This window comes from Paenibacillus sp. FSL L8-0435 (genome assembly GCF_037965655.1).
In the GTDB taxonomy this organism is placed as follows: domain Bacteria; phylum Bacillota; class Bacilli; order Paenibacillales; family Paenibacillaceae; genus Paenibacillus.
This window is the reverse complement of record NZ_CP150185.1, coordinates 6,731,562-6,758,153: the sequence shown is the minus strand read 5'-3', so window position 1 is coordinate 6,758,153 and position 26,592 is coordinate 6,731,562. Positions and strand designations below refer to the sequence as shown.

Sequence of the window (26,592 nt, the reverse complement as noted above, 5' to 3'; positions counted from 1 at the left end):
ATGATCACGAAGTGTCTCCGATACTACTGTTCAGACAGAATACTTAAATAGACTGTTCCACCGGTGAGTAACTCCTACATGTCCGGGGAACAGTCTATTTGTTTCTCATTAAGTACTGAACCAGCTTCGCTTGTGCAATATCCAATAACATTCTTCTTTATGATCATCATTGTATTAAGATTTCTTCCCATGCCAGATTTCTAGTAACGGCCCCTGCTGCCCATAGACCGGATCGGTATCCGGGATCGGAACCTCTCGGATTTCCTGAAGAGCCTTGGCACGATCGTCTTCTTCACCTGTGCGTGTGTTGTAACTCATGCCGCCCGGATAAGCACCGGCAATACGAAAATCACTGCTGGACTCCAGACGTTTATGCCCTGTCCCAGCGGGAAGCACGACAACGTCGCCTGTTTGAAGGTAAACTTTCTGACCATGTTCTCCGCCTAAAATCAGTTGCACGAATCCACTCACCATAGCAAGTGCCTCATGAGCATTACTATGATAATGATGATAATTGAACACACCATTCAACCAGCTATTTCCCCATCCATTACGGTTCAGCAACGATTCTGCATGAAGAGCCTCTTCAGCCCATACGTTCTTATACAAAAGCACAGGCAGGGTCGGATGATTGGGAATTACACCGTCATCCTGAAGGAATAACGTCTCTATGTCCTTTTTCCGTTCATTCATCTCACATCACCTCCCTATAAATTACCCGATAACGTCAAGGACGAACAAAAAACAATTGTAAAACGATACAAAATGTATCATTTTAAGGTTATACTCAGTACATAAACTCTCTTCAATGCACTCGTTGTATAAATCGCAAGGGGGAATCGTGTGTGAACATTGTGATTACAGGGGCTTCTGGATTTGTGGGATTTAATCTTTCACAGTATTTGGCGCAAAAGGGGCATCGAATTACCCTTCTGGATCGGGATGATTACTGTCAGAGACTTGTTCATATCTCTCCTCTGCATGAGATGCCGTTCATCTGTTGTAACCTTGCATATGACCGGATTCATCTACCTTCAGGAACAGATTACATTATCCATCTGGCGGCCATGCCACACGTGGATTATTCTTATCATCAGCCAGGGGAAGTTTTCCGCAATAATACACTTAGCACACAGGCTATCCTGCAATATGCTACGGAACATCACATTCCAGTCTTGCTGGCTTCATCCGTGGAAGTGTATGGCGGTGATTGGGGCAGAGTCTATCACGAATCAGATCCGTATGCACCCGTCTCTCCTTATTCCGCGTCCAAAGTTGCATGTGAAATGCTGGCTCACTCCTATGCTCAATGTTACCAGCTTCCAGTCAAACTCTTTCGTTTGACCAACCTCTATGGTCCATGGCAATTACCAGACCGTATTATTCCCCGAAACTTTGGTCGGATGTTGGACGGACTGCCTCTGGATATTCAGGGATCGGCAGTGCGTGATTTCTTGTATGTAGATGATGCCCTCCGGGCCATTGAACAGATCATGCTGAAAGGCAAAGACGGACAGGTCTACAACATATCAACAGGGCTTGGAACAACCATGCAGGAGATCGGGGAGATATTGAAACCGATGGATCGATCGGTAGCTGCAATAGAGATTCGGGAGCAGGAACCAACCCAATCCAGAGGGTCCAGTCTGGTCGTACATTCAGGCAGGTTGCGAGCGGAATTGGGATGGTTACCGCAAACCACGTTGGAAAAGGGATTGGAAAAAACCTTCCGCTGGTATCGGGAACATCCCGAATGGGTCAGACAGTTCAGCCGTGAATACCATACAACAAGGGAAACGCGCAGTTTCATTATCGATATGGCAAGATACGCAGTTCCAGCAGTATAAAAAGCACAAAAAAAGCCAGGGAAGGGTGTATTGAGTAACACCTTCCTTGGCTTTTTTGCGCCTCCGTCTCACATTCGGATAACTTCCGAACACGGACGGTCAGGCTATTTTAAAACGATCTATTGCACGAAATCTTCGTGCTTTCTGAGGTTTGCATCAAAAGGATCTAGTGATCTCTTTTAACGTCGGCAATTTTATCCTGTACGGCACCTTTGGCTTTGTCTTTTTTACCCTCAGCCTGAAGGGATCTGTTATTGGTTGCATTACCGATCTGATCCTTCACTTCGCCTTTGGCCTTGTTAACGCCTGCTTTGATTTTATCGCTAGTTGAATTACTCATATCGAACATCTCCTTCGTTTCTGGTGTAGTCCTTATTAACCGGGATGTCCGTATTCTAAACGCAATGGGTTTGTGCCGAGTTTTGCATTCGTGACGCAAGAGGTTCATACTTGAAATAGAAAAGATGTCTCAATGATGGAATAAGGCTGAGCCCAACGCTGCATAATAACGACAGTGACCAATTTCGTTGCATGAAAATTGTGATATTGGAAAACAATTCCTGAACATTTGGATAAACGAATCCTTCCTTGTGTACATATCGCACATCTGGTCATATGTGATCTTGTCTTAATACCACATGTGGTAGGAATACGGATCTTGGACAGGAGGATCGGCGGCGTTAGCTTGCCTTCATGGGTTGACAAAAAAATCGATTTTGTTACAATGTTCACAATATCTTCACAAGTGTAAAAAATTTCTTTTTCATGTTCATGTGTAAGAGGTGTAATATAAGGGTATAGAGTTCGGTTTCGGCCTGCTTGTCGTTTTGTGCGTCAACACATGTTGTCCGCAATAGATCCAAGATACAATGCATGATATGGGAGTGGCCCTGAGCTACGCTCATCCTATTGTGTGAAATTTGGTACATTTAAATGTATTCGATGTATTTTGTGGTTCGGCTCTGCTTGACAGGCATCATGAAAGTCGCGGACTTCTATCCCAAAGTAAAGGAGGACTTTCTCTTATGTCACAATCGCCTACTCAACAAGAGGTGCCAGTTACAGAAGGTGCCAACGTTTCCGAGCGCCAGTCCTTGGACGTTCTGGATCAACTGATGAAGCCTGAGGTACAGGAGTCTTTAACCGTTCTGGTGGAGAACCTGCCTAAATTGGCTGAAATGGTTACTGCTATGACAAAAGCTTATGACTTTGCACAAAGTGTAGCAACAGACAAAGTTCTGATCAGCGACACAATGAGCGCAATGGGCGAGTTCGCTAAGCCTGTTGTAGACAAAGCTAAAGGTGTAGCTTCTGCTGCCATCGAAGCCAATGACCGTGCGCAAACAGAGCAAACTTCAGTTGGCTTGTTCGCTATGCTGAAAATGCTTAAAGATCCAAACGTACAACAATCGCTTCGTTTTGCTCAATCTTTCTTGAGCATCTTGAACGAGCGTCAACAACCGAAGCGTTAAGACTTAGAAGAACGGAGGATGGATATGTCGAAGCAAATTTTGATCTTGGGTGGAGGATACGGCGGTCTGTTGACTGCATTGACTGCGCGTCAATACTTGTCTCCGGAAGAAGCGACAATTACTGTCGTGAACCGTTACCCTACACACCAAATTATCACGGAACTGCACCGTCTTGCAGCGGGAAGCATTGCTGAACAAGCAGTTGCTCTTCCACTTGAAAAATTGCTGCGTGGCAAAAACGTGAACTTGAAAATCGATACGGTGGATACAATCAAGCCGGACGAGAAAAAAGTTCTGATGACCAGCGGCTCCACATACTCTTACGATGCACTTGTCGTTGCCTTGGGCAGCGAAACGGCATTCTTCGGAATTCCGGGATTGCAAGAGTACAGCTTCACGCTCAAATCGGTTAGCGATGCAAACCGTATTCGTGCACACGTTGAAGCACGTCTTGATGCTTACAAACAGTCCGGCAACAAAGCAGACGCTACGTTTGTTATTGGTGGCGGCGGCTTGACAGGTATTGAGCTTGTTGGCGAATTCGCTGACCTGCTTCCTGCTGTATGTCAAGAAAAAGGCATCGACTTCAAAGAAGTATCCCTGTACACAGTTGAAGCAGGTCCTTCCATCCTGGCAGGATTCCCGCCAGAGCTGGTTGAGCGTGCTAAATCAAGTCTTGAGAAACGTGGCGTTAACTTCATCGTTGGCGTAGCGATTACCGAGATGAAAGAAAACGAAGTTCTGCTGAAAGACGGCAGCTCCATCCCTACGAACACACTCGTATGGACAGGTGGCGTACAAGGCAACGCTGTTGTTGCTAACAGCGGAATTGAAGTGGATCGTGGCCGTGCGAAAGTTACGGAAGTTCTGCAATCGACTTCTCACAAAGACGTGTTTGTTGCTGGTGACAGCGCAGTAGTCTTCCCTAGCGAAGGCGCTCGCCCTTACCCTCCAACAGCACAATTGGCTTGGCAAATGGGTGAGACTATTGGTCACAACTTGGGCGTTATGTTCAAAGGTGGCGCAATGGAATCCTTCACACCAGTATTCTCCGGTACGCTGGGAAGTCTGGGTCGTAAAGATGCTGTCGGCATGATCGGTGGCAACCAGACTCGTCTGAAAGGTCTGCCTGCAACCATGATGAAAGAAGCAAGTAACATCCGTTACCTGGCTCATATTCACGGTTTGTTCGCACTGGCTTACTAATCTTAATGCCATTCAAGGGCGCCCTTTTGGGCGTCCTTTTTGGTTGTCACGATTACAAAGGATAACAGATATTCAGAATGAAAAAAGGTGCGGCAGAAGTGGTCAAATGTGAGGTCGCGTATAAAGTACCTAGGGGATATGGCATATTAATGGGACAACGGAAGACTTCACATTTCTTAGAGGTACTGAACAGGCATGGACATGAAGCCGGCGCTTAGAAGCGCCGGCTTTCGTTTAAATTATAGGATGAGCATCTTTAAATAAAAGGAACGGGGAGCAACAACAAGCCATCCGTTCAACTGAGAGGAGAATGACGTATGAACGTTTTAGTTATAGGAGCAAATGGGCAAATCGGTAAGTTTGTGGTGGAGCAGCTGGCACAGGAAGGCAAACATAAAGTAACGGCTATGATCCGCAAACCGGAGCAGGCGGATGCACTGAAGGAACTCGGTGCAGATGTGGTGATTGGTGACCTGGAGGGTAGTGTAGAGGATTTGGCTGAGGCAATGAAGGATCATAATGCCATTGTGTTTACGGCGGGTTCTGGCGGATCTACCGGTCAGGACAAAACACTGCTTATTGATCTCGACGGTGCGGTGAAAACGATGGAAGCCGCAGAGCAGCAAGGAATCTCCAGATATATTCTGGTCAGCGCGTATGGCGCAGATCAACGGGAGAAATGGTCAGAGTCCATTAAGCCTTATTACGTGGCGAAACATTATGCGGATCGTGTGTTGTTTGCAAGTGATCTCAATTACACGATTATACGTCCAGGTGGTCTGAAGAATGAACCGGGCACAGGTAAGATCGCAGTTGGAACCGATCTGGAGCCAGGAAGCATCCCGCGTGAAGATGTAGCCCGCGTAATCGTGGCTTCTTTGCAGGAAGAGAAGACGTACCGAATGGCCTTTGATCTAATTGCCGGGGAGCATCCGGTTGAAGATGCCTTGGGCAAATTGTAGATGTTATTGTAAGATAACGGGAGAATGAAATGATGGGGATGAGGGGGAGCGCTGCATGAACGAAGCCGTGCTGGTCATAGAGGATGAGCCCAAAATAGCACGTCTGCTGGAACTGGAACTACAGTATGAGGGGTATCAGGTGGGCAAGGCTGGTAGTGGAACAGAAGGACTGGAGAAGTATGCTGAAGGACAGTGGGATCTGATTCTGCTGGATGTGATGTTGCCTGGTCTGAGTGGAATTGAAGTGTTGCGGCGAGTTCGTGCCAAAGATGCTACGGTTCCGATCATTATGCTCACTGCCAAAGATTCTGTGGAAGACAAAGTATCCGGCCTGGATCTAGGAGCCAATGACTACATCACCAAGCCGTTCCAGATTGAAGAGCTGCTTGCCCGAGTTCGGGCTGCATTGCGGCTTAGTGCAGTAGCGTCTGTGGCTTCTTCCGCTATTTCGTCTACACCTGCTGATCCGGGGAATGGCTCTTCTGGGCATCAGGATGAAGCTGAGGCGGGCTGGTTGACGGCTGCCGGGTTGAAACTAAATGAAGGAACGCGAGAGGTATCCCGAGATGGTGTGGCCATTGAGCTTACTCCACGTGAGTTCGACCTGCTCGTGTATCTGCTTCAGAATCAACGTCAGGTGCTCAGTCGTGACCAGATTGTACAGGCCGTGTGGGGATACGATTATTATGGAGATACCAATGTGGTGGATGTGTACATCCGTTATGTGCGCAAAAAGGTGGATAACGGATTCACACCGCCCTTAATACATACCGTACGGGGCGTTGGATACGTCCTGAAGGAACAGTTATGAGCCTGCGCAGTAAAATCTACGGATATTCGTCTGTATTATTTGCTGTGCTGTTAATCGCGGTGAACCTATCCGTCTACATCGTGTTTGAACGGATGTCGATTGATAACGAAGTTAATCGGGTGGAAGCGGAAGCGGAGTCTATTGTCAAAGGAGTGCGTCAGTCTGCCGGCTCCATTCCGCCGGATGACTTGTTACGGGCGTACGCGCCTGTGAACGGCATGCTTCGGATTGTTATTGAAGACGGCACCAGTTCCCCGGTGACAACAACAGCAGCTTCCGAGCAGCTGAGCAAGCTGCCCTATAAGTATGAAAGTGAGAAGAAATCGGAGTATACCCAAGTTGAACAGATTGGTTATGTGTGGGTATCAGTCCCGGTCATCTGGCCTGATGGCGAGGTGGTGAATGTGCAGGTCACCGAGAGTGTAGCAGAGACAGAGAATCGCCTATCTGTACTGCGAACCGTGCTTGTGGCGGTCACGATTATTGCTCTCATTCCAGCCATTATCTCCAGCCGGATTCTGGCGAATCGGATGACCAGACCGATTCAGCAGATGACACGTACAATGAGTGACATTCAGTCCAGCGGCCAATTCAAGCGTCTTCCACTGGAGGAAGGGTCTAAGGATGAACTGAAAACGATGGGACAGACGTTTAACCGGATGATGGATCTGCTCGAATCCAACTTTGAACGACAGGAACGATTTGTATCTGATGCATCTCATGAGCTCAAAACTCCACTGACCATTATTGAGAGCTATGCCAGCCTGCTACAGCGGCGAGGAAAAGAGCGGCCCGAGGTATTTGATGAAGCGGTAGAAGCGATTCTGGCCGAATCGGTTCGTATGCGGGAGATGACCGAGCAACTGTTACTGCTTGCGAAGCAGCCAGAGCAGTGGAATGTGCAGCTGGAACGTGTGGATATCACAAGACTGGCTACAGACTCCACACGTGCGTTCCGCGAAGCCTATCACCGTGAAGTCCGGTGTGAAGATCCAGGTCCAATCTGGGCGATCAGCGATGAGAGCAAGCTGAAGCAGCTTTTGTTTATTTTGCTGGATAATGCCCGGAAGTATAGTGAAGATGCAATTGAAGTCAGGCTGGAAGCCAAGGGGCAAGAGTGCCGTATTCGGATTGTGGATACCGGGATTGGTATGCGGGAGGATGAGCTGGAGAAGGTATTTGACCGATTCTACCGGATTGATCCGGCCAGAACACGCAGCTTAGGCGCAAGCGGTTCAGGTCTGGGATTGTCACTTGCCAAAGAGCTTGCAGGAGCAGTTGGAGCACGGATCGAACTGACCAGCACCGAGGGTGAAGGCACCGAGGCTTCGATTATTTTGCCTTTATCGGTTCAGAACGGGCCGCTCTCATGAAATTCTCATTCTTCTCTTATATACTGATAAGCATCAGATCAACTGGGGATGATAAGAGAGTGCATAGGGGGAAACGTGATGACAGAGCGTGAGCAGCGACCACCGGAAATGAAACGGCATGAACAAGGGATCAGCGGATGGGCGAAATCGCGAAGGTCACTCTGGTGGGGTGCAGGGCTTCTCGTTGTGCTGATTGTGGCAGCTGTTGTGTGGTGGAAGCCGTGGCAATCGACGGGTGCGGTACTTACGGCAGATGCGGCGGCCCAATCCGTACTGGATCAATATCCGGGTGAGATTGTGAATTCCACGTTGAAGGACGGGACGTATATCATGCAGCTCCGTTCGGAGACTGGCCTATATGATGTGCAAGTGGATGCCGTTACAGCTGCTGTGAATTCCATTAAACGGCTGGAGTCGAATCCGCAAGCGGAAGAGAAGACGTTATGGAGCCGCGAGCAGATCAAGACGGCATTGTTAAAACAACAAACAGATAACCAATTGGTCTCGCTTGAACTTGTGGAGCAACAAGGCAGTCCGGTATACACCGCGGTAGTGAAGGCAAAGGATAACAGTCGTGAAGAACTCACGATTGATCCATACACGGGAGAGACGATATCTTCCAAAACAATAGCAGCCCCGACAACTGAACCAACCAAGGATGATCCCAAACCTCAGTTTCTGAGCGAGAAACAAGCCAAGCAGAAGGCACTTGCGGAGGTTCCGGGGGAAGTGGACGACATCGAACTGCGTGGAACCAACAGCGGGAATCCGTATTATCTGGTTGAAATTGATCTGGCGGATGGCAGGGAAGCCATTGTGCAGGTGAATGCCATCTCGGGAGCGATTCGTTCGGTGACTTGGGATGAGGACGAGGATTAACATGTTGCAAGGAACACATTAAATATAGTTATAGTGTTAAACTGCTTAGAGAGATGATTCCTAGTTTAGGGGTCATCTTTTTCATTTAGTTTAGATTACATGCAGAATGAACACCTGTTAAATGAGTACTCTCCTCATTTTCTCATCAAATTCTAATCTAACTCTCGCTGATCTCTCATTCCTGCAGGTTATTCTATAAATGTAGACGAGAACGAAAACAACAAACGAGGAGATGAATGATGATGATGAACAAACATAAACTTTGGATTGGTAGCTTGTCAGCAGCTGTATTGCTTGGTGGATCAGCCGTAGCGGCTAGCGGGAATGTGAACGGACAATCGGTGCAAACTACACCAACGTCAACGACACAATCCGTTACACAGAACCAGAACAGCACAGGCAAAATGCTGAATGCATCACAAGCGAAAGCGCTAGCGTTGAAAGCAGCCGATGGTAAAGTGGATGACGTGGATCTGGAGCGCAGAAACGGCCAAACGTTCTATGAAATTGAGATCGACAGAAAAGGAAACAATGATGTTGTCGTTCGTCTGGATGCCTACACAGGTAAAATCCTTGCAATCGTGGATGATGAAGACTACGATGATGATTATCAAGGTACTGTAACAGGCAACACATCGAACACCTCTGCTTCCAAGCAGGTCAAATTGACGGCATCCCAAGCTTCAAACATTGCATTGAAACAGGTGACAGGTGGTAAAGTAACCAAAGTCGAACTGGATCATGATGATGGTCGTTATGTGTATGAGATCGAGCTGAGAACCGCTCAAGGTGAAGCGGATGTAGATATCGATGCCAACACAGGCAAAGTGTTGTCGTTCGACCAGGATTTTGACGACGAAGATTAAGTAATAAGGGCGAGTACACGCCGATAAAACATCATATCATGTACCTGCCCACGAACAGCCACACACAGCCAGAGACAGTTACATCATGGAGGGCAGGGCAGGTATAGCAGAGGACGCTTCGGGGGAAGCGTCTTTTTGCTGTCTATGGAGAGAGCGGAGTATGAAATTGTACATGTTCAGCCGGATTGTTCACTATGCGAGCAGGGACGTGGCGCATACAATCAGAGTCAGGGAGGTGAATGCCTAGCCAGTCTTGCCAAGAATTCTAATGCTATAATGCATCATCGATCGGAGGCAGATGAGACATATCGATTTAATTTTATGTAAGCGCTTCACCAAAAACATGGAGGTGCATTACGATATGGCTATGAACGATGGATGGTTGAAAAAGAATACACATTCACGTCGCTTTACCCGCCGCTTGAGTTATCTGCTTGCTTTACTGTTGGCGCTTCAATCCATAGGCATGCTGGTCGCACCCGGACCGAATGCGTCAGCTGCTCCGGTCAGTATTACGAACGGGGTACAGTTCAAGGATACCAATGGCAATGTTGTTCATGCCCATGGGGGCGGGATGATCAAGGCAAACGGGTATTATTACTGGTTTGGGGAGAACCGCAATACGAATGGAACGTTCAAGGCGGTGTCCGTGTATCGTTCATCGGATCTGAAGAACTGGGAGTATCGCAATGATGTGCTCACCAGCAGCTCGGCAGCCGAGCTAAATATCTCCAACATCGAACGCCCGAAGGTCATCTACAACAGTGCTACTGGCAAATACGTGCTTTGGATGCACAAGGAGAATGGTCTCGATTATGGCGAGGCCCGAGTGGCCGTAGCTACTTCTAATACGGTTGATGGCAATTACACATATGTGGGCAGTTACCGTCCGCTTGGCTATGACTCCAGAGATATGACGGTATACAACGATAATGGAACTGCTTATCTAATCTCTGCGACCCGAGTGAATGCCGATCTGAATATATATAAGCTGACCCCGGATTTCCTGGGAGTGGAATCCCTTGTCACAACACTGTGGCCCGGACAATATCGTGAAGCGCCTGCTATGTTCAAAAAGGACGGTGTTTACTTCCTGATCACCTCGGGTGCGACTGGCTGGAATCCGAATCAGGCCAAATATGCCACAGCCTCCAGCATTACAGGTACATGGAGCGGTCTTAGCAATTTTGGAGACAGCACAACGTATGGTTCTCAATCCACCTATGTCGTTCCTGTAGAGGGATCACAGACCACATCCTATCTCTACATGGGTGATCGCTGGGCGGGTGCCTGGAGCGGGCCCGTGCAGGATTCCAAGTATGTCTGGCTGCCCCTCTCGTTCCCGAGCGCAACCAGTCTGGCGATGAACTGGGCCAGCAGTATTACGATAGATACAGCAACAGGGACTGTGACTGGAGCGAGTACAACGGATGTATGGGACCCGAATGCTTCATATCAGCTGATTAGCCGTAAGAGTAACAAATTGCTAAATGTCATTGGTGGTTCTGCCGCTAATGGTGCGGATCTGGAGCAGCGATCAGATGGGGGGACTACAAGTCAGCAATGGCAGATTACCGATGCGGGTGGCGGCTATGCCAAAATCATCAACCGTTCTAGTGGTAAACTGATTGGGGTGGAGAATGGTGCCACAACCGATGGGGCTGTCATTGAACAGTGGAACGATGGTGGTTGGGCCAGCCAACAATGGCAGCTCGTCCATGCAGGTGGTGGTTATTATAAACTGAAGAACCGCAGTACAGGCAAGGTCTTGGATATCTCTAGTCAATCCCTGGCAGATGGGGCTGCGGCCATCCAGTGGACGGATAATGGCGGTACGAATCAACATTTTCAGATTGTTAAGGTGCAGTAAGACGTTTTAAATATTATAAAATAAGGTTCAACATAAAGTGGAAGCCCTTGTCTCTTACCATAAGGTGAGACAGGGGCTTTGTGATGTATTCACGTATGTTACGTGATGCTTTTACTCGAAAGGAATATCCAGATGATGGCTGATATCGTGACCTATTTCCGATCATTACCATCCCAATCTGTGGTAAACTAGTAGAATTGTAGAAAAAAGATAGAGACAGGAGCTGGATAACGAAGTGAGTGAACAACAAGTGCTATCAATTGAAAGCTTGCGTATGAGATACAACGGACGTTATGTGCTGAACGGCATCGATCTGGAAGTAAATCGCGGTGAGATGATTGGATATATTGGTCCAAACGGGGCTGGCAAAAGTACAACGGTTAAGATTTTACTCGGGCTGGTTGAAGGATATGTAGGCACGGTGCGAATCTTTGGTAAAGATATTGCGGATGGCGATGTAGAGTATAAACGCAGAATCGGCTATGTTCCGGAGGTGGCGGAATTGTACGAACAATTAACACCTGCGGAGTATCTGACTTTTACGGGAGAGTTATACGGTATGTCCTATGAAGATGCGGATTACAAGGCCAAGCTATTGATGGATTGTTTTGGACTGGAAAAATCATATCATTCCCGCATTGCCTCCTTTTCCAAAGGTATGCGTCAGAAAGTGCTGTTAATCTCTGCACTGCTGCACGACCCGGATCTGTTGTTCCTGGATGAACCGCTTAGCGGATTGGATGCCAATAGTGTGATGGTGGTCAAAGAGATTTTGTCACAATTGTCAGCCAAAGGCACAACCATCTTCTATTCGTCACACATCATGGATGTGGTGGAGAAGATCAGCAGTCGAATTGTACTGATCGCTGAAGGACGCGTAGTGGCAGACGGTACGTTCAAGCAGCTTCAACAGCAATCCATGGAAGGTACGCTGGAGGAAGTATTCAATCAATTGACAGGCTTCAATGAGCATAAAGCCATTGCGGAGCGTTTTGTATCGATTGTGCAGGAGGTGTACTGATATGGAGGAATCCTCTGACTTCCGCACGCTCAAGATTCTGGATCGCTTTCGTCCGCTCATCGCCAAAACAGGGGCGGATTATGATGTGCTGCGCCTGATTTTGCGAGTGAAGTTCCAGATGGATCAACGTAGAGTGCCTACCATTTTATCCAACAATTCAGGGAAAAAGGAGCGCAAGGAAGGTAATCAGTTTCTTCGATCCCTGTGGTTGTATGGATTAATGGGACTGATGATGGTTCCCTTCGTCGTCTGGGATACGGGGCATTTTATGCTTCAGATGGGTCTTGTATTTGGCATTTTAATGTTTATGATCATGACGTCCATGATCTCGGATTTTTCCTTCGTACTGCTGGACATTCGGGATCGCAATATCATCATGACGAAGCCCGTTAATGGGCGAACGGTAGGTATGGCCCGAGCCATCCACGCAGGCGTTTATCTACTATTGCTGACGGGTTCATTAACCGGTATACCGCTAATTGCCGCGTTGGTGACGCATGGGATCGGATTCTTTCTGATTTTCCTTGTAGAACTGATTCTGATCAATATGCTGATTCTGGTGACAACGTCTCTGATCTATCTGTTCATGATGAAGTTTCTGGATGGTGAGAAGCTGAAGGATATGATCAATATGGTGCAGATTCTGCTGTCCGTGGGGATTGCAATCGGTTATCAGCTGGTCATCCGTTCGTTCAGTATTATTGACTTTGGTATGGTATTTACCCCGGCATGGTGGCAGTTGCTGTTGCCTCCGTTATGGTATGCGGCCGCATATGAATGGTTATTTGCAGGGGGCGGGAATGTGTGGATCTATACGTTCACAGCACTGGCAGTTTTGGTTCCTGTGGTGAGTATGATCGTATATGTGAAGCTTATGCCTTCCTTTGAATTGTATTTGGAAAAAATGGCACATTCGGGTGAGTCCTCCGGACGCAGACGTGGACGATGGGATCGGTTGATCTCCAAGGTGGTCAGTCGTTCCAGAGAAGAGCAGGCTTGCTTCCGTCTGTCAGCCAGCATGATGCGTAATGAACGGGAATTCAAGCTTAAGGTGTATCCATCGCTTGGTTTATCATTTGTTTTACCTTATGTATTTTGGTTTACCGAATTGCAATCTTCTACCTGGGCGGAGTTTAGACAAAGCTCGTTTGTATACACCTTTTACATCGTGCTGATGCTGGTTGTAACGGTGGTGGTCATGCTGAAATTTTCAGGACAATACAAGGCATTCTGGACCTTTCGCGCTGCACCGATGGCAAATGATAGCGCGTTATATAAAGGCGCTCTGAAGGCGTTCTTGTGCAACATGTTCCTGCCTATATTTCTGGCAAATGCCATTCTGTTCACCTGGACATTTGGATTACGGATACTGCCGGATATTGCAATTATTATGCTTACAGCTACGGCGCTTGTCCCACTGGCAGGCAAATTGTTGCTGCGTAAGCCACCGTTCTCCCAATCCTTCAGTATGGCGCAGCAAAGTGATGGTTGGTATGTATTCGCCGCCCTTCCTGTACTTGCCATGTTATGGGGAGTCCATGTCTTTTTCCGCTCGGTATCGGGGGGCATCTGGATCTATGGCGCAATACTGATCGTAGCGAATGTATTGCTGTGGACGCTGCTGTTTCGAGAGAAGAAGACAGTGAAGAAGAGGTCGGTTGCAGTTTAAGGAGTAGTAGAGTAAGAGAGAGTAAGAGAGAGTAAGAGCGCTAAACGATAAGAGAGGGTAAAAGAGCTAACCTGGACACGGATGTCGGGGTTAGCTCTTTTTGATAGGTGATACTTCCCCATAGATACTATCCCAAAGAAACCTTCGCCGCAGCGCTAACGAACCTGAGACAACCTATTCAGGGTCAAAATCTGAAATATAAATTCTAACGAACCTCAGGAACACTATTCTTCGGAAAAGTAGTTATTTAGCTTGAAAAAGGACCAAACTATGCACAATAACATGTCTGAGATTCGTTAGATATTAGGTTCGCGCTAAAAGGGGCAAATAGGGTGTAACAGATTCGTTAGAATGGAGTAAAGCAGTGGAGGCTCTCTTTCAGTACGTCGAAATGTCGAAATCCAGTGAAGCTATAATGAGTTCCAGATATGCTATAGCTTTGAACATTAGAGTGACGAAGAATGTGTGGGCGGTGTGAATATACATAGGTAGCAGGGTTGGATGCCCTATTTCTTATGGTCTGAGCGGAGGATGGATTCCGCCAGCCGATCGGCTGCATCGGCTGTGGAGATCGCAGATTGCGTAGCTTCTGCGTATACCTTGCTCAGCGTGCCTGCAATCCCCGCCACCTTTTGGCGGATCAGGTCAGGCCCGGCGCCTTCCAGCTCGTAGGCGGTGGAGATGATTCCGCCTGCGTTGAGCACATAATCAGGCGCGTACAGGATACCGCGCGCCTGCATGCGGCCTGCAACCAGCTGTCGTTCACTCAGCTGGTTGTTGGCCGCCCCGGCAACGATGGAGCAGCGCAGCTCCTCCACCGTTGCCGGGGTCAGTACGCCCCCTAGGGCACAGGGGGCGAAGATCTTGCAGTCAGCGGCGTGGATATGGGCCGGATCGGCCGAGATGGCGCCGCTGAACTGCACAAGGGCACGTTGTACACGCTCCGGTACAACGTCTGCCACAATGAGCCGTGCCCCGGCTGCATGCAGGTAACGGCACAGGGCATACCCCACCTTGCCCAGTCCCTGGACGGCAACGGGAATGCCCTGCAAAGATGCAATGCCTTGTTGGCGCAGCGAGGTCACAATGCCGATGTGCACGCCGTAGGCGGTCATCTCGGCAGTGAAGTCATCCTGCGCCCCCAGCGAACCGGTGGTGTCCGTCACATGTGCGGTCTCCAGTCGGATCTGGTCCATGTCTGTCGCCGTGGTACCCAGATCAAGACCAGTCACGTATCGCCCGTTCAGCCGCTCCAGACAACGACCCAGTGCACGAAAGCGCTGCGCCCGCTTGGATGCGTCCGTATCCAGACTTTTATCTTGTGGATGTGTCATCTCATCGGCGACGACTTTCCGTTCAACGGCAGCGCCCTTCTGTTGCTCTACCCCTAAGTCCCCAGCAACATGCTCACCACTTTGAGATCCGCAACCATCCTCAACCGGTTTTGCATTCTTCGCAATAGGCACATTCCATATGACCACTTTCCCGCCACCATACGGCAGTCCGGAGATTGCATTTTTGTACGTCATGCCTTTGGCAAGTTTCACGGCATCCCGAACAGCTTCTTCCTCGGAGGCATATGTCCAGTAACGGCATCCGCCCAGCGCAGGCCCAAGGACCGTGTTATGAATGGCAATGACCGCCCTCAATCCACTATCTGCATCATGGCAAAAAATGAGTTCCTCCATGCCTTCCCGCTCCATCTCCTGCCATAGCTGCATGACGGTACCCCCTTTTTGTTTTGACCCATCCATCCTGGTTTTGACCTGATATCCTGTGCCAGCGTGCTTGGCTTTATGATGATACAGCATATTCAAAGACCCCCGTTTTCGACCCTGGGAACTCCGCCGGGTTGATAATCGGTACAAACGGTTCTATAATGGCAGTTCCGGCATGCCAGAGAGCAGAAAATGCCTACGGATTTACATCCAACCGTTTAGAATGAGGGTATAACGTCCAATGATGGAGATAGAGCGAACATACAGGAAGCATAGATGATACGAAATCGTCGAGGATATGCAGCAAAGGGCCAATTCCATTGTGAAGGCCAGGAAAGAGGGATTGTGATTGTTTAAAATATTGGTATTTATCTTTTTGATCCAGATTGTGTACGTATCCGCTTATACACTCCGGATGATTCTGACACTCAAAGGACAGAAATACATCGCCGCACTGATCAGCATGGGTGAGATTGTGATCTATGTACTCGGTCTGAATCTGGTGCTCCAATACCTGACTCAGCCTTCGGCCCTGATTGTGTACGCGGTGGGTTATGGACTTGGGGTGTTGCTCGGTGCGTGGATTGAAGAGAAGATCGCGCTCGGTTACGTTACCGTTAAAGTCATCTGTAACCAGATGGGCAACAACGTCGCGAATGCCCTGCGAGATAAAGGATATGGTGTTACTGCATGGGTGGGCAGTGGACGTGATGGAGATCGGCTTGTGATGGAGATTCTGGCAAAACGTAAAAACCAGAAATTGCTCTACCAGACGATTCTCGATCTGGACCCCAAAGCATTTGTTATTACCGTGGAGCCCAAACAGTTCCATGGCGGCTTCTGGACACGTTCCATCAAAAAGTAAAATCGAGCAGGTCTGCAGCAGATGCAGTCCTGCTTTTTTAATTTCATCCCATCTGGAATGTTCTTGTACCACGATATATCCATGAAACCTTACTCCCCAAGTTAACTCTGTACGATTCAAGGTTGCTTACAGTACAAACCCTTACCATACCAGCCTTTTCCAACCATATGTGAGATAGGGATTATTGTTGTAATCGTTTACAAAATGTACATTGAGAACATGTCCTTCGTAACATGGCATGGCAGCGATGGGCGAATGTAATCATTATATTTCGGGAGGAATGGAATCGATGAAAATCAAATTTCGAAGCTTATGCAGCACAGCCTTGGCTCTAACGTTGGGGTTAACTTTATTGTCCGGCCCGGCAAGTGTGCAGGCAGCAGGCAACGCAGACTACAATCTCACAGGCTTCTCCCAAGGGAATACGGGCGGCGGCATTATTAACGAATCCAACACAGCCACGTATAAGAAAGTGTATAATGCGACCGATCTGGCATTGGCGCTGAAAAAGAACTCCGGTGTCAAAGTTGTTGAGATCATGAACGATCTGAATCTGGGATGGAATGAAATTCCGAGTGCAGCGCAGACTTCTCCTTTTGCCAAGCATAATGATGCGCTGACGCATCCTGTATTAAAACAGACAGGTGTCAGCAAGCTCACGATTGACGGTTTCAATGGACTCACGATTTTCTCCGCTAACGGCTCCAAAATCAAACACGCTGCAATCAGCGTGAAACGAAGCTCAAATGTCATCATCCGTAACCTGGAATTCGATGAGTTATGGGAATGGGATGAATCCACCAAAGGTGATTACGACAAGAACGATTGGGATTACATCACCTTGGAGGAGAACAGCAACGTATGGATTGATCACTGCACATTTAATAAAGCCTATGACGGACTTGTCGATTCGAAAAAAGGAACCAACGGCGTGACCATCTCCTGGTCCCTCTTCAAAGGGGATGACGGCAGCTCGAACAGCTGGGTTACCCAGCAGATTAACGAATTGGAAGCGAATAAGGCTTCCTATCCCATGTACAACTACCTTCGCAGCAGTGCTGTAGGTCTCAGCAAAGCCGATATTATTGCCATCTCGGGACCACAGAAGAAAGGACATCTGGTCGGTTCGACCAGCTTGGAATCAGCTAACGCCAACCTGTCCATGACACTGCACCATAATCTGTACAAAGATATTCAGGATCGGATGCCACGCCTGCGTGGAGGCAACGCACATGCATACAACATCGTGATGGATTCGACAGGGGCACGTGCCGCTAAAGCCAAAATTACAACGGCGATGGCAACAGCGATTGCGTCCAAAGGTTATAAGTTCGATATCATTGGCAATGGGGCAATCTCCACAGAGAGCGGAGCCGTATTGGTTGAGAAATCAGTCATCAAGGACGTGCTGTATCCTGTTCGCAACAATCAGACCGATCCGGCAGATTCAACCTATACCGGCAAAATCAGAGTGACCGATACCATGTATTCTTTGGATGGAAGCTCATTCCGTGGCAGCAGTGATACGTCTGGCAGTCCACTGGCGCCAATCCCGGCGGTGATAAAATCGTTCTTCTGGAATGGCTTCTCGTCATTGCCGTACAGCTATACCACGGATGATCCGTCCACTTTGAATGCACGCCTCACGGCTTCCAATGGCGCGGGTTCGGGTAAATTGACCTGGTCCAAGGACAATTGGTTGAAGACAAGTTATTGATATCAGAGTAACCTGTTGCTTTTACGTTCTTCAAATAAGGAAAAGAGTGCTCCTGCAGCTACGATAGCCGGGAGTGCTCTTTTTATATAATTTAGCTACATAAACAGTTTGGTGGCCTATAGAAGAATGATTTCTTGTAAAAGTGGATCATCTCCAGCTACAGCATGTGTTGGTCTCTCCGGTGATCGTTGTATATCAATATCCATCTTCATTACCCCAGTGAGTAATTTATGACAAATTAACCATTTATACAAGTACGACTTGTAATTTTACTTACCGGTAAATATAATTATTAGAATTGACCAATAAGGATGGTGAAGCAGTTTGGATGTATGGATATACTCCGCACTTACGCTTGTTTATTTGATACTTGTTGCTCGGATGGGCGTCGATTTAACCCGGAGGAAGCAATGGCTTGCGTATTCCAGTTTTCAGCTAGTTGTAGCGTTTAGCTTGGCATATGATAATGGAATTATTGCTGTAGGTAAGTTGATAGGGGGAGGGGATATGTTAATGGTTCTCAGTAGCCTTCGATTTTGGTTACATGCCTTTGCTACCCCTACCCTTATTCTTGTTGGTTACCATATCTTGCGCAGCTCAGGTGCCAGGTTTGCCAATAGAAGTATAACGAGTGTGGTAGCATGGCTGATAACTTTAGGTCTGGTTGTCTACCAGATTGTAGGCTTTACTGTGTCCGAGGTTAAAAATCTCAAAGTTACAGAAGAGTATGGAGTACTGAGATATATGGCAGAAGGTCATGGAGGTCCGCCAATGATGGTGATCATCGTGGGGCTTGTACTCTTGTTTGTTAGCCTGATCGTTCTTTTCAAACATAAATGGGTATGGCTGTTTGTTGGGACTGCATTATTGTTTGCAGGGCAGTTAATCTCCCTGCCAGTGGAAAGTGGAGCTTTAACCAATGTGTATGAGCTGATCCTCATCCTCTCGATTTGGAGAACGACTACATTTTTGAAGAATTCAACAGATCATCGCCGTCGTTAAGCTCCGCTGTATCAGAAAAGACTGGCCCGTAAGATAAAGGCCAGTCATCTGTGTTCCTATATTTCATTTTTTAATTCACATATTCATGGTATCTGATGAGGCAGGCACAGCACTCACCGAGTCACGATAGATGATGTTGCCTTTCACGTGTACACGGCCGAAACTGCGGTTCGGGTTGTCGACCTTTTTGAGCATGGACTGAACTGCCGTGCGTGCCATCTGTTCCACATCCACTTCAACAGTTGTCAGCTTGGGATCGGAGAGCATCGCATAGATATCATTATCAAAACCAACAACAGAGCATTGGCCAGGCACCTGAATATCCATGGAAGTCAGTTTTTGAACGAGCAGATGAGCGACCTGATCACAGTTGCATACAAAAGCGGTTGGCAACTGTTCCGGCAGATCAATCTCAATAAACGTCCCCCGTTCATCCCGATCATTCAGAACCAGATCCGGATTCATTGGCAACCGATGTTCCAGCAAGGATTTGTAATATCCGAGGAATCGGTCCTGGATGCTGCTCGTGGAATACAGGTTCCCTACATAAGCAATGTTACGGTGGCCCTGCTGAACCAGATAGTTCGTCAGCTCATAGGCAGCGTAAAAGTTATCGGTAACAACGGAATCGATGTCCGAATGTTCATCGTAGAAGTCGAGAAACATTTTGGGAACTTCCATCGATCGCACCAGTTCAATATACTCTTTGCTGATCTGTCCGAGCACGATGAAACCATCGACTTTGTTATCGCTGTACAGCTTGGGCAGTGTTAATTCCTCCTCATCCTCCACATTCAGAATGTGCAGAATGCCGTAGTAGCCCTGTTCCTCCAGATGTTTGGTGATGCGCTGGAACACACGTACATAGAACGACTGCGTAGGCCCGGTAAAACGCTCCGGGATAATTACGCCAATATTATGGGTTAAGCCTTCCTTCATCGAACGGGCAGCGGCATTATACCGATAGCCCATTTCAACAGCAAGCACTTTAATTTTTTCCTTTAATTCGCCACTCACGCCATCTTTATCATTCAATGCTTTCGAGACGGTCACACTGCTGACCCCGAGCCTGTCGGCGATATCCCGCATGGTGATATTGTTCTTCAGTATGGTCGCCTCCTTCAAGCCGGTATAGGCACAATGTGCTGTCATTATGATGAACACTTTCTTCCAACATAATAACAATCCATATCAGTATACATCGTTACCCACTTGGAATAAAGCCATTCTGGCTGTTGTTTCGCTAATTTTCAGCACATTGCAGGTTTCCCTGAGAGGACGCTCTACCGATGTTACGTTAATTGTTTCTGTAAAAGCTTCTCATTCTGTTCAATCAGCTGACCCCGCTGGCTGGCACAGTCCAGGGAACGATACGGATCAGCCGGTGTATTGAACGTATAATCAACTAATTTTTCCAGCGTGGTTGTTGCCACATGACAGCGGGTATCACTGGAAGCGTAATAGATAAAGACTTCTTCCTTCTCATTGACCACAGCACCGTTGCAGAAAATAACATTGGACACATCGCCTACCCGCTCATCGTCATAAGGAGCAATGAAGTGGCCGCCCGGCTTGGCAATAATACGTGCCGGATCATTCAGATCCGTCGCGAAGGTGTATAACACGTAACGCAGGCCTGCTGCAGTGTTCCGAACCCCGTGAGCAATGTGAATCCAGCCACGATCCGTCTTGAGCGGAGCAGGGCCCTGTCCGTTTTTGACCTCATATACCGTATGATATTGCCGTTCGTCGATAATTGTCTCTTCATGAATGACAGGGTTCAAGATATCCTCACACAGACCAAAGGCGATTCCGCCGCCGCTGCCTGTTGAGATGAATCCGTCCTGTGGGCGGGTGTAGAAGGCATACTTTCCATCCACGAATTCCGGGTGCAATACGACATTACGCTGTTGAGGGGAATTCGTTGTGATGTTGGGCAACCGTTCCCAGCTTGTAAGATCCCGTGTACGAACCAGTCCTGCCTGTGCCACTGCGCTGGATGTATCAAATGCAGGAGCCTCCGGGTCTTTGCGTTCCGAGCAATAGATGCCATAGATCCAACCATCCTCATGCTGAACAAGGCGCATATCATATTGATTGGTTTCATCCGCATCAATATCTTCCCAGACCAATGGTTTACCCGTGAAACGGAACCCGTCGATTCCATTGTCACTCTCGGCGAGCGCAAAGATTGATTTGCGATCCAATCCTTCGGTACGAATAACCATGACGTATTTGCCATTGAAATAGATGGCTCCTGGATTAAGCGTTGCGTTAATGCCCAGGCGTTCCATGAAATGCGGGTTCGTTGTCTCATCCAGATCGAATCTCCAATGCAGCGGTACATGATGGCGAGTGATTACTGGATATTGGTACCGATCATATATGCCGTTGTAGAAGGAAGAATTGATTTCATTAGGGCGAGTAAGCAGCTGCTCCTGTTTCTCCAGTAACTCCTTGTATTTCGGGTGTATCATTCTGATCCCATCCTCTCGATTAGTTCAATACAGAATCTGCTATTGTGATACGGGCATTTCCACGGTCCGGCAATTTCGCTCTGATCCGGTGTGCCGTTCCCATCAACCGACCAGTACCATTCCCCACCAGCGCGCTGATCAATGATGTTTTCTTTTGTATAGGTCCACAAGCGCTCCACTCTCTCCAGAAACATTGGATCACCTGTACGCTGATACGCGTTATAGAAACCGACCATCGCCTCGGCTTGAACCCACCAAATTCGCTTCTCATCGATATGTTCACCTTCTTGTTCATTTAACAAGGAACCATCGACATTCACGGCTACATTGGAGATGTTATAGGCGATATCCGTTACCATTGCCGCATACTCCGGATGTTGTTCCATCCCTAGAACTTTCAGTGCTTCGTCGATCAGCCAGCTGGCTTCAATGTCATGTCCGAACGAGCGCAGATCGATGAGGGATTCCCACTGTTTATTGAAAAATACCCCGAGAAACTTGGTGTCTTGGTCATACACCCTCTCATATAGAATCCCGAGCAGGCGTTCCAGCGCTGCCTTCACTTGTTGATCCGGCCACACGCGATAGAGTGTGGTGTAGGCCTCCAGCACATGGATATGCGTATTCATTGTGTAATCCGCAATAACCCCATTTTCGCTCAGCATTTCATTGGGCTGTTCCTTCCATGTGCGATCAAATTGTTCCTTGTACGCAGGTAGTTCGGCATCCAGACCTTTGTCCTCGATTAGAGCGAAAAGCGTTTTCGCAAGTTCCAATGCAGAGGCATCCCCGGTAGCACGATAGTACTCACTGAGTGAATACACGCCGAATGATTGCGTATACACATGTTTGCTCGTATCCAGTGCTTCCCCTGTGTAATCTACCATCCAGTACATACCGCTATATTCGGTATCCATCACATGGTCAGCGAGAAAACGGTATGCATGTTCAGCGTACTCGCGCCATCTTTCGTTTCCGGTAACCCGATACGCTGCTGCAAAAGACCAGAGTTGTCGTGCCGTGGCGATTCCGCCTTTGGGTGCCTGTTGATTCACCTGAAGATCATTGCCAACCCAGCCGTAGAATCCACCGTGGGTTGTATCTTTAAGGGTGGACCAGAAGGGTAAAATTTGCTTTTCCCAATGCGCCTTAATTTCTGATTGAAGTTCGGTTGTTTTTGTATTCATAAGTGAGCGCTCCTTCAACGTGTTACATAAATCTTAATATATAAATTGACTAAAGAATATTTACACTGGCCACTCCGATGACAGAATAACCTTCCGATCGCTGTTATCCCCAGATTTTTTTTGATTCCCTTTTTCAAAGGTGAAATTCCGGTGATAAAGGCGAACGCTCCGCTTCTTCAGGTTCTTTCTGTCCTCTACGTTTCGTGTAAATGTTTAATCAATATATATAGTTAAGTTAACGGTAACTTTATTAAATAATATTAGTGCCCTGAAAAACAGATGTCAACGAATTACTTCGTAATTTCTCTTGTTAAGTTATAAATAAATGAATTGACAGGTAAGCGTTACCATAATAGAATTTATTTTGTAACCTTAACGATAACCTAATTCACTTAAGAGAGGGGTCGAAACAATTGAGAAAAAACAAAGGTTGGATGATGTTGCTGACGATGCTGCTCATCACTTCGCTACTTGCTGCATGTTCATCCGGAGGTGGATCTTCGCAGGCAGGGGAGGAGATCAGTACAGATCCGGCAGATATCAAAGGTGAAATAACCGTTCTGACGCAACGGACAGATATTGTGGATACCGTGTTCAAAGACTACGCAGCAGAATTCAACAAGGAATATCCCGATGTCAAAGTTAACTTTCAGGCTCTGGCCGACTACGAAGGACAAGTGAAGATCCGTATGAGCACCAAGGATTATGGTGATGTACTGATGATCCCGACCAGTGTTCCGATCGCAGATATCCCGGACTTTTTCGAGCCGCTCGGCACGTACGATGAATTGAAAGACAAATACACCGCTATTGAAGAACGCATGGTGGATGGTCAGGTGTACGGTATCCCTACCGTGATCACGTTCTCCGGAATCATTTATAACAAACAGGTCTTCAAAGACGCTGGCATTATGGAAATTCCCAAAACACCGGAGCAATTCCAGGCTGCGCTTCAACTGGTCAAAGACAATACAGATGCGGTTCCACTCTACACCAACTATGCATCCGGCTGGGCTCTCACCCAATGGGAATCGGATCTGCCAACCGTGGCAGGCAGTGTGGATTACGTTAACGTGGACCAACCGAATACAGATGAGAACTTTGTGCCTGGTCAGCCGCACTATGAACTATATAAAGTGCTCTATGATGCAGCCAAGAACGGTCTAATCGAGAAAGACCCAACAACAACCGACTGGGAAAGCTCCAAGGCTGATCTTGCCAAAGGCAAAATTGCTACGATGGCACTGGGCTCTTGGGCGATTACACAGATCCAAGGGATGACGGATACACCGGACAATATTGGATTCTTACCTTTCCCAACTAATGCAAGTGAGGTTGTGGTTCCGCTCTCCGCTGACTATAACATCGGCATGAACGTGAACAGTGAGAACAAACCTGCTGCCAAAGCCTGGATTGACTGGTTCCTGGCGAAATCGAACTACGCAGTTGAACAGGGCGGCGGTATGGATGCAGACAAGAATGCTGAATTGCCACCGATTTTGGATCAATATAAAGATGTGAAATTCTCCACGCTTACACCTGCCAAAGGTGGTCAAGAAGGGCTGGTTGACAAGATTGATAACGAAGGCGAAATCGGTCTCTGGCAGCCTGACTTCAAGAAACGCATTATCGAAGCAGGTATTGGGAACCGCAAGGAATCATATGACGACATCATGAAAGATCTGAACGACAAGTGGGTAAAAGCAAGAGCAGAACTCACGAAATAATTGGATTAACGTAAGTGGATCAGGTGATGAATGGACTGCGGGGATATAGGAATCCATATCTGAATGGAGCATGGAGTATGTGGTATTTGAAAGCATGATACCCATGCTCTTTCCCCGGCAGTTATTCCTCCGGAATTCCATTGGACGGGAGTCTTTCGATATATAGGCGGGAGAACCGCTTGGAGGTGTGGAGAGCATGAAGTACTTAAAACTTTCGAATTGGGGCTACTCAGCGCAACGCATATTTATTATCTGTGCCTTCTCAATTATTCCGCTGGCGTTGCTGTTCACGTTTGCATACTTACCAGTCATCAACATGTTCAAATACAGTTTCACCGATTGGAACGGATACAGCAAAAGGTTCGATTATGTTGGCTTTGAGAACTACACGCGCATATTCAAAGATCCCGAATACTTCAAAGTATTTATTGTTAGCCTGTATTACTTCGTGGCTACGTTCTTACAGATGGGCTTGGCGCTTTACTTTGCCACGATTCTGAGTTTCAAAGTTCGAGGCAAAAACTTCTTCAAAGGCATATTGTTTTTCCCTTATTTGCTGAATGGGGTAGCCATCGGTTTTATCTTCCTCTTTTTCTTCAAACCGGACGGTACACTCGATATGCTCATGCATGCTGTAGGCCTGGGACAATACACGCAGCTCTGGCTCGGTAATCCCAATATTATTAACGTGTCACTCGCAGGTGCATCGGTATGGAGATACATGGGCTTCAACTTTATCATTTTCCTGGGTGCAATCTCCTCCATTCCGAAGGATGTGTATGAAGCATCCGATATTGATGGCGCCAATCGCTGGCAGCAATTCCGCCATATCATCCTGCCGAGTATTACACGCATCCTGCAACTCAACCTGATCTTGGCGATTAGCGGCGCAATTAGTGCGTTCGATATTCCATATATCATGACTGATGGTTCCAACGGCAGTATGACATTTGTAATCCAGACGGTTCATTTGGCGTTTAAGTATGGCAAGCTGGGACTGGCATCCGCCATGGCTGTGGTGCTGCTCTTAATCGTTATTCTCGTTACGCTCGTTCAGCGCGTCACCATGAAAGGGGAGGAATGAACGTGAACCAATTCAAATACACCCTTGCGAGCGTGGTTAAATATGCTTCCCTGGTGCTTGCGGCGTTTATCGCGCTGTTACCCATCGTGGTTATCCTGTTTGCATCTCTCAAAACCAATGCGGAATACGCTACCAGCAGTCCGCTTGCCCCGCCAGCCAACTGGCTGAACTTTGCGAATTATACGAAGGCTTTTGTGGATGGCAACATGCTGGTTGGTTTCAAAAATACAATTATTATCTTGGTAATCTCTATTATAGGTGCAACATTAACGGGTTCCATGATCGCGTATGTACTGGATCGTTTCAAATTCAAAGGTAAGAAGATCATGGTCGCGGCATTTCTGCTCGCTACCCTGATTCCAAGTGTTACGACACAGGTAGCCACATTCCAAATCATCAATGCGCTCGACCTGTTCAACACGCGCTGGGCAGCCATCGTGATGTACCTGGGTACAGATATCATCGCGGTTTATATTTTCCTGCAATTCCTGGGTTCCATCTCAAGTGCACTGGATGAATCCGCCATGCTGGACGGCGCGTCGTACTTTACGATCTACTGGAAAATCATTCTGCCTCTGCTGAAACCGGCCATTGTAACGGTCATTATCGTGAAGGGTGTGAACATCTATAACGACTTTTACACACCGTTCCTCTACATGCCAAAGACCGATCTACAGGTCATATCCACCGCCTTGTTCAAATTCAAGGGGCCGTTCGGATCGCAGTGGGAAGTCATCAGTGCCGGCATCATGATCGCCATTATTCCAACCATGATCATCTTCCTGTTGTTACAGAAGTACATCTATAATGGCTTCGCGCAAGGCTCAGTTAAATAAAAT

Annotated in this window: 23 protein-coding genes; 17 read left to right on the top strand and 6 right to left on the bottom strand. The window is 47.6% G+C overall.

Annotated features, from left to right (window positions below):
- Positions 1-174: 174 nt before the first annotated feature.
- The gene (locus NST33_RS29885; protein WP_221819900.1) at positions 175-693 is read right to left on the bottom strand and encodes a hypothetical protein; all 519 of its coding nucleotides are present in this window, start codon (positions 691-693) and stop codon (positions 175-177) included.
- Between the two features lie 152 nt (positions 694-845).
- Here NST33_RS29885 and NST33_RS29880 point away from each other — a divergent pair, with 152 nt between their 5' ends.
- Positions 846-1,847: an NAD-dependent epimerase/dehydratase family protein gene (locus NST33_RS29880; protein WP_221819898.1), complete on the top strand. Its 1,002-nt coding sequence runs from the start codon at positions 846-848 to the stop codon at positions 1,845-1,847.
- A 166-nt stretch (positions 1,848-2,013) separates the two neighbouring features.
- Here NST33_RS29880 and NST33_RS29875 read toward each other — a convergent pair whose 3' ends face one another.
- Positions 2,014-2,187, bottom strand: a complete 174-nt coding sequence (locus NST33_RS29875) for a CsbD family protein (protein ID WP_017691655.1) — start codon at positions 2,185-2,187, stop codon at positions 2,014-2,016.
- A 685-nt stretch (positions 2,188-2,872) separates the two neighbouring features.
- Here NST33_RS29875 and NST33_RS29870 point away from each other — a divergent pair.
- From NST33_RS29870 to NST33_RS29825, 10 genes are all read left to right on the top strand, one after another.
- The gene (locus tag NST33_RS29870; protein ID WP_017691658.1) at positions 2,873-3,319 is read left to right on the top strand and encodes a DUF1641 domain-containing protein; all 447 of its coding nucleotides are present in this window, start codon (positions 2,873-2,875) and stop codon (positions 3,317-3,319) included.
- 24 nt (positions 3,320-3,343) lie between these two features.
- Positions 3,344-4,525: an NAD(P)/FAD-dependent oxidoreductase gene (locus NST33_RS29865; RefSeq protein ID WP_036606574.1), complete on the top strand. Its 1,182-nt coding sequence runs from the start codon at positions 3,344-3,346 to the stop codon at positions 4,523-4,525.
- A 317-nt stretch (positions 4,526-4,842) separates the two neighbouring features.
- Positions 4,843-5,487: an SDR family oxidoreductase gene (locus NST33_RS29860; RefSeq protein ID WP_127550365.1), complete on the top strand. Its 645-nt coding sequence runs from the start codon at positions 4,843-4,845 to the stop codon at positions 5,485-5,487.
- A 55-nt stretch (positions 5,488-5,542) separates the two neighbouring features.
- Positions 5,543-6,298: a response regulator transcription factor gene (locus NST33_RS29855; RefSeq protein ID WP_221819896.1), complete on the top strand. Its 756-nt coding sequence runs from the start codon at positions 5,543-5,545 to the stop codon at positions 6,296-6,298.
- Positions 6,295-7,671 (top strand): ATP-binding protein, encoded by a 1,377-nt coding sequence (locus NST33_RS29850; protein WP_339306153.1) that lies wholly within the window; start codon positions 6,295-6,297, stop codon positions 7,669-7,671. Before NST33_RS29855 ends, NST33_RS29850 begins: the two co-directional genes overlap by 4 nt.
- A 78-nt stretch (positions 7,672-7,749) precedes the next feature.
- The gene (locus NST33_RS29845; RefSeq protein ID WP_339306151.1) at positions 7,750-8,550 is read left to right on the top strand and encodes a PepSY domain-containing protein; all 801 of its coding nucleotides are present in this window, start codon (positions 7,750-7,752) and stop codon (positions 8,548-8,550) included.
- A gap of 236 nt (positions 8,551-8,786) precedes the next feature.
- On the top strand, positions 8,787-9,416 hold the full coding sequence (locus NST33_RS29840; RefSeq protein ID WP_339306149.1) for a PepSY domain-containing protein: 630 nt from the start codon (positions 8,787-8,789) through the stop codon (positions 9,414-9,416).
- 361 nt (positions 9,417-9,777) lie between these two features.
- Positions 9,778-11,286, top strand: a complete 1,509-nt coding sequence (locus NST33_RS29835; RefSeq protein ID WP_339306147.1) for an RICIN domain-containing protein — start codon at positions 9,778-9,780, stop codon at positions 11,284-11,286.
- A 235-nt stretch (positions 11,287-11,521) separates the two neighbouring features.
- On the top strand, positions 11,522-12,307 hold the full coding sequence (locus NST33_RS29830; RefSeq protein WP_047840868.1) for an ABC transporter ATP-binding protein: 786 nt from the start codon (positions 11,522-11,524) through the stop codon (positions 12,305-12,307).
- A 1-nt stretch (position 12,308) separates the two neighbouring features.
- Positions 12,309-13,976: a hypothetical protein gene (locus NST33_RS29825; RefSeq protein ID WP_221819885.1), complete on the top strand. Its 1,668-nt coding sequence runs from the start codon at positions 12,309-12,311 to the stop codon at positions 13,974-13,976.
- A gap of 506 nt (positions 13,977-14,482) precedes the next feature.
- Here the strand turns inward: NST33_RS29825 and NST33_RS29820 are convergent.
- Positions 14,483-15,787: a Glu/Leu/Phe/Val dehydrogenase dimerization domain-containing protein gene (locus NST33_RS29820; RefSeq protein WP_339306145.1), complete on the bottom strand. Its 1,305-nt coding sequence runs from the start codon at positions 15,785-15,787 to the stop codon at positions 14,483-14,485.
- A gap of 256 nt (positions 15,788-16,043) precedes the next feature.
- Here NST33_RS29820 and NST33_RS29815 point away from each other — a divergent pair, with 256 nt between their 5' ends.
- From NST33_RS29815 to NST33_RS29805, 3 genes are all read left to right on the top strand, one after another.
- Positions 16,044-16,559 carry a DUF2179 domain-containing protein gene (locus NST33_RS29815; RefSeq protein WP_036606590.1) on the top strand — a complete coding sequence of 172 codons (516 nt, stop codon included), beginning with the start codon at positions 16,044-16,046 and terminating at the stop codon, positions 16,557-16,559.
- Between the two features lie 289 nt (positions 16,560-16,848).
- Positions 16,849-18,276 carry a hypothetical protein gene (locus tag NST33_RS29810; protein ID WP_339306143.1) on the top strand — a complete coding sequence of 476 codons (1,428 nt, stop codon included), beginning with the start codon at positions 16,849-16,851 and terminating at the stop codon, positions 18,274-18,276.
- 507 nt (positions 18,277-18,783) lie between these two features.
- Entirely contained in the window at positions 18,784-19,278 is a 495-nt protein-coding gene (locus NST33_RS29805; RefSeq protein WP_339306141.1) for a hypothetical protein, read from the top strand.
- Positions 19,279-19,353: 75 nt separating this feature from the next.
- Here NST33_RS29805 and NST33_RS29800 read toward each other — a convergent pair whose 3' ends face one another.
- The 3 genes from NST33_RS29800 to NST33_RS29790 all read right to left on the bottom strand — a co-directional run bounded on the left by NST33_RS29800 (position 19,354) and on the right by NST33_RS29790 (position 22,942).
- Complete coding sequence (locus NST33_RS29800) at positions 19,354-20,430, bottom strand: substrate-binding domain-containing protein (RefSeq protein WP_076212186.1); 1,077 nt, start codon at positions 20,428-20,430, stop codon at positions 19,354-19,356.
- A 140-nt stretch (positions 20,431-20,570) separates the two neighbouring features.
- The gene (locus NST33_RS29795; protein WP_221819864.1) at positions 20,571-21,755 is read right to left on the bottom strand and encodes a glycosidase; all 1,185 of its coding nucleotides are present in this window, start codon (positions 21,753-21,755) and stop codon (positions 20,571-20,573) included.
- On the bottom strand, positions 21,752-22,942 hold the full coding sequence (locus tag NST33_RS29790; protein ID WP_339306138.1) for an AGE family epimerase/isomerase: 1,191 nt from the start codon (positions 22,940-22,942) through the stop codon (positions 21,752-21,754). The genes NST33_RS29795 and NST33_RS29790 overlap by 4 nt, the downstream gene beginning before the upstream one ends.
- A gap of 413 nt (positions 22,943-23,355) precedes the next feature.
- On the opposite strand from NST33_RS29790, the gene NST33_RS29785 reads away from it, so the two are divergent.
- The 3 genes from NST33_RS29785 to NST33_RS29775 all read left to right on the top strand — a co-directional run bounded on the left by NST33_RS29785 (position 23,356) and on the right by NST33_RS29775 (position 26,589).
- Positions 23,356-24,669 (top strand): extracellular solute-binding protein, encoded by a 1,314-nt coding sequence (locus tag NST33_RS29785; RefSeq protein ID WP_339306136.1) that lies wholly within the window; start codon positions 23,356-23,358, stop codon positions 24,667-24,669.
- A gap of 196 nt (positions 24,670-24,865) precedes the next feature.
- Entirely contained in the window at positions 24,866-25,753 is an 888-nt protein-coding gene (locus NST33_RS29780) for a sugar ABC transporter permease (RefSeq protein ID WP_237177918.1), read from the top strand.
- 2 nt (positions 25,754-25,755) lie between these two features.
- The gene (locus NST33_RS29775; RefSeq protein ID WP_339306133.1) at positions 25,756-26,589 is read left to right on the top strand and encodes a carbohydrate ABC transporter permease; all 834 of its coding nucleotides are present in this window, start codon (positions 25,756-25,758) and stop codon (positions 26,587-26,589) included.
- Positions 26,590-26,592 lie beyond the last annotated feature (3 nt).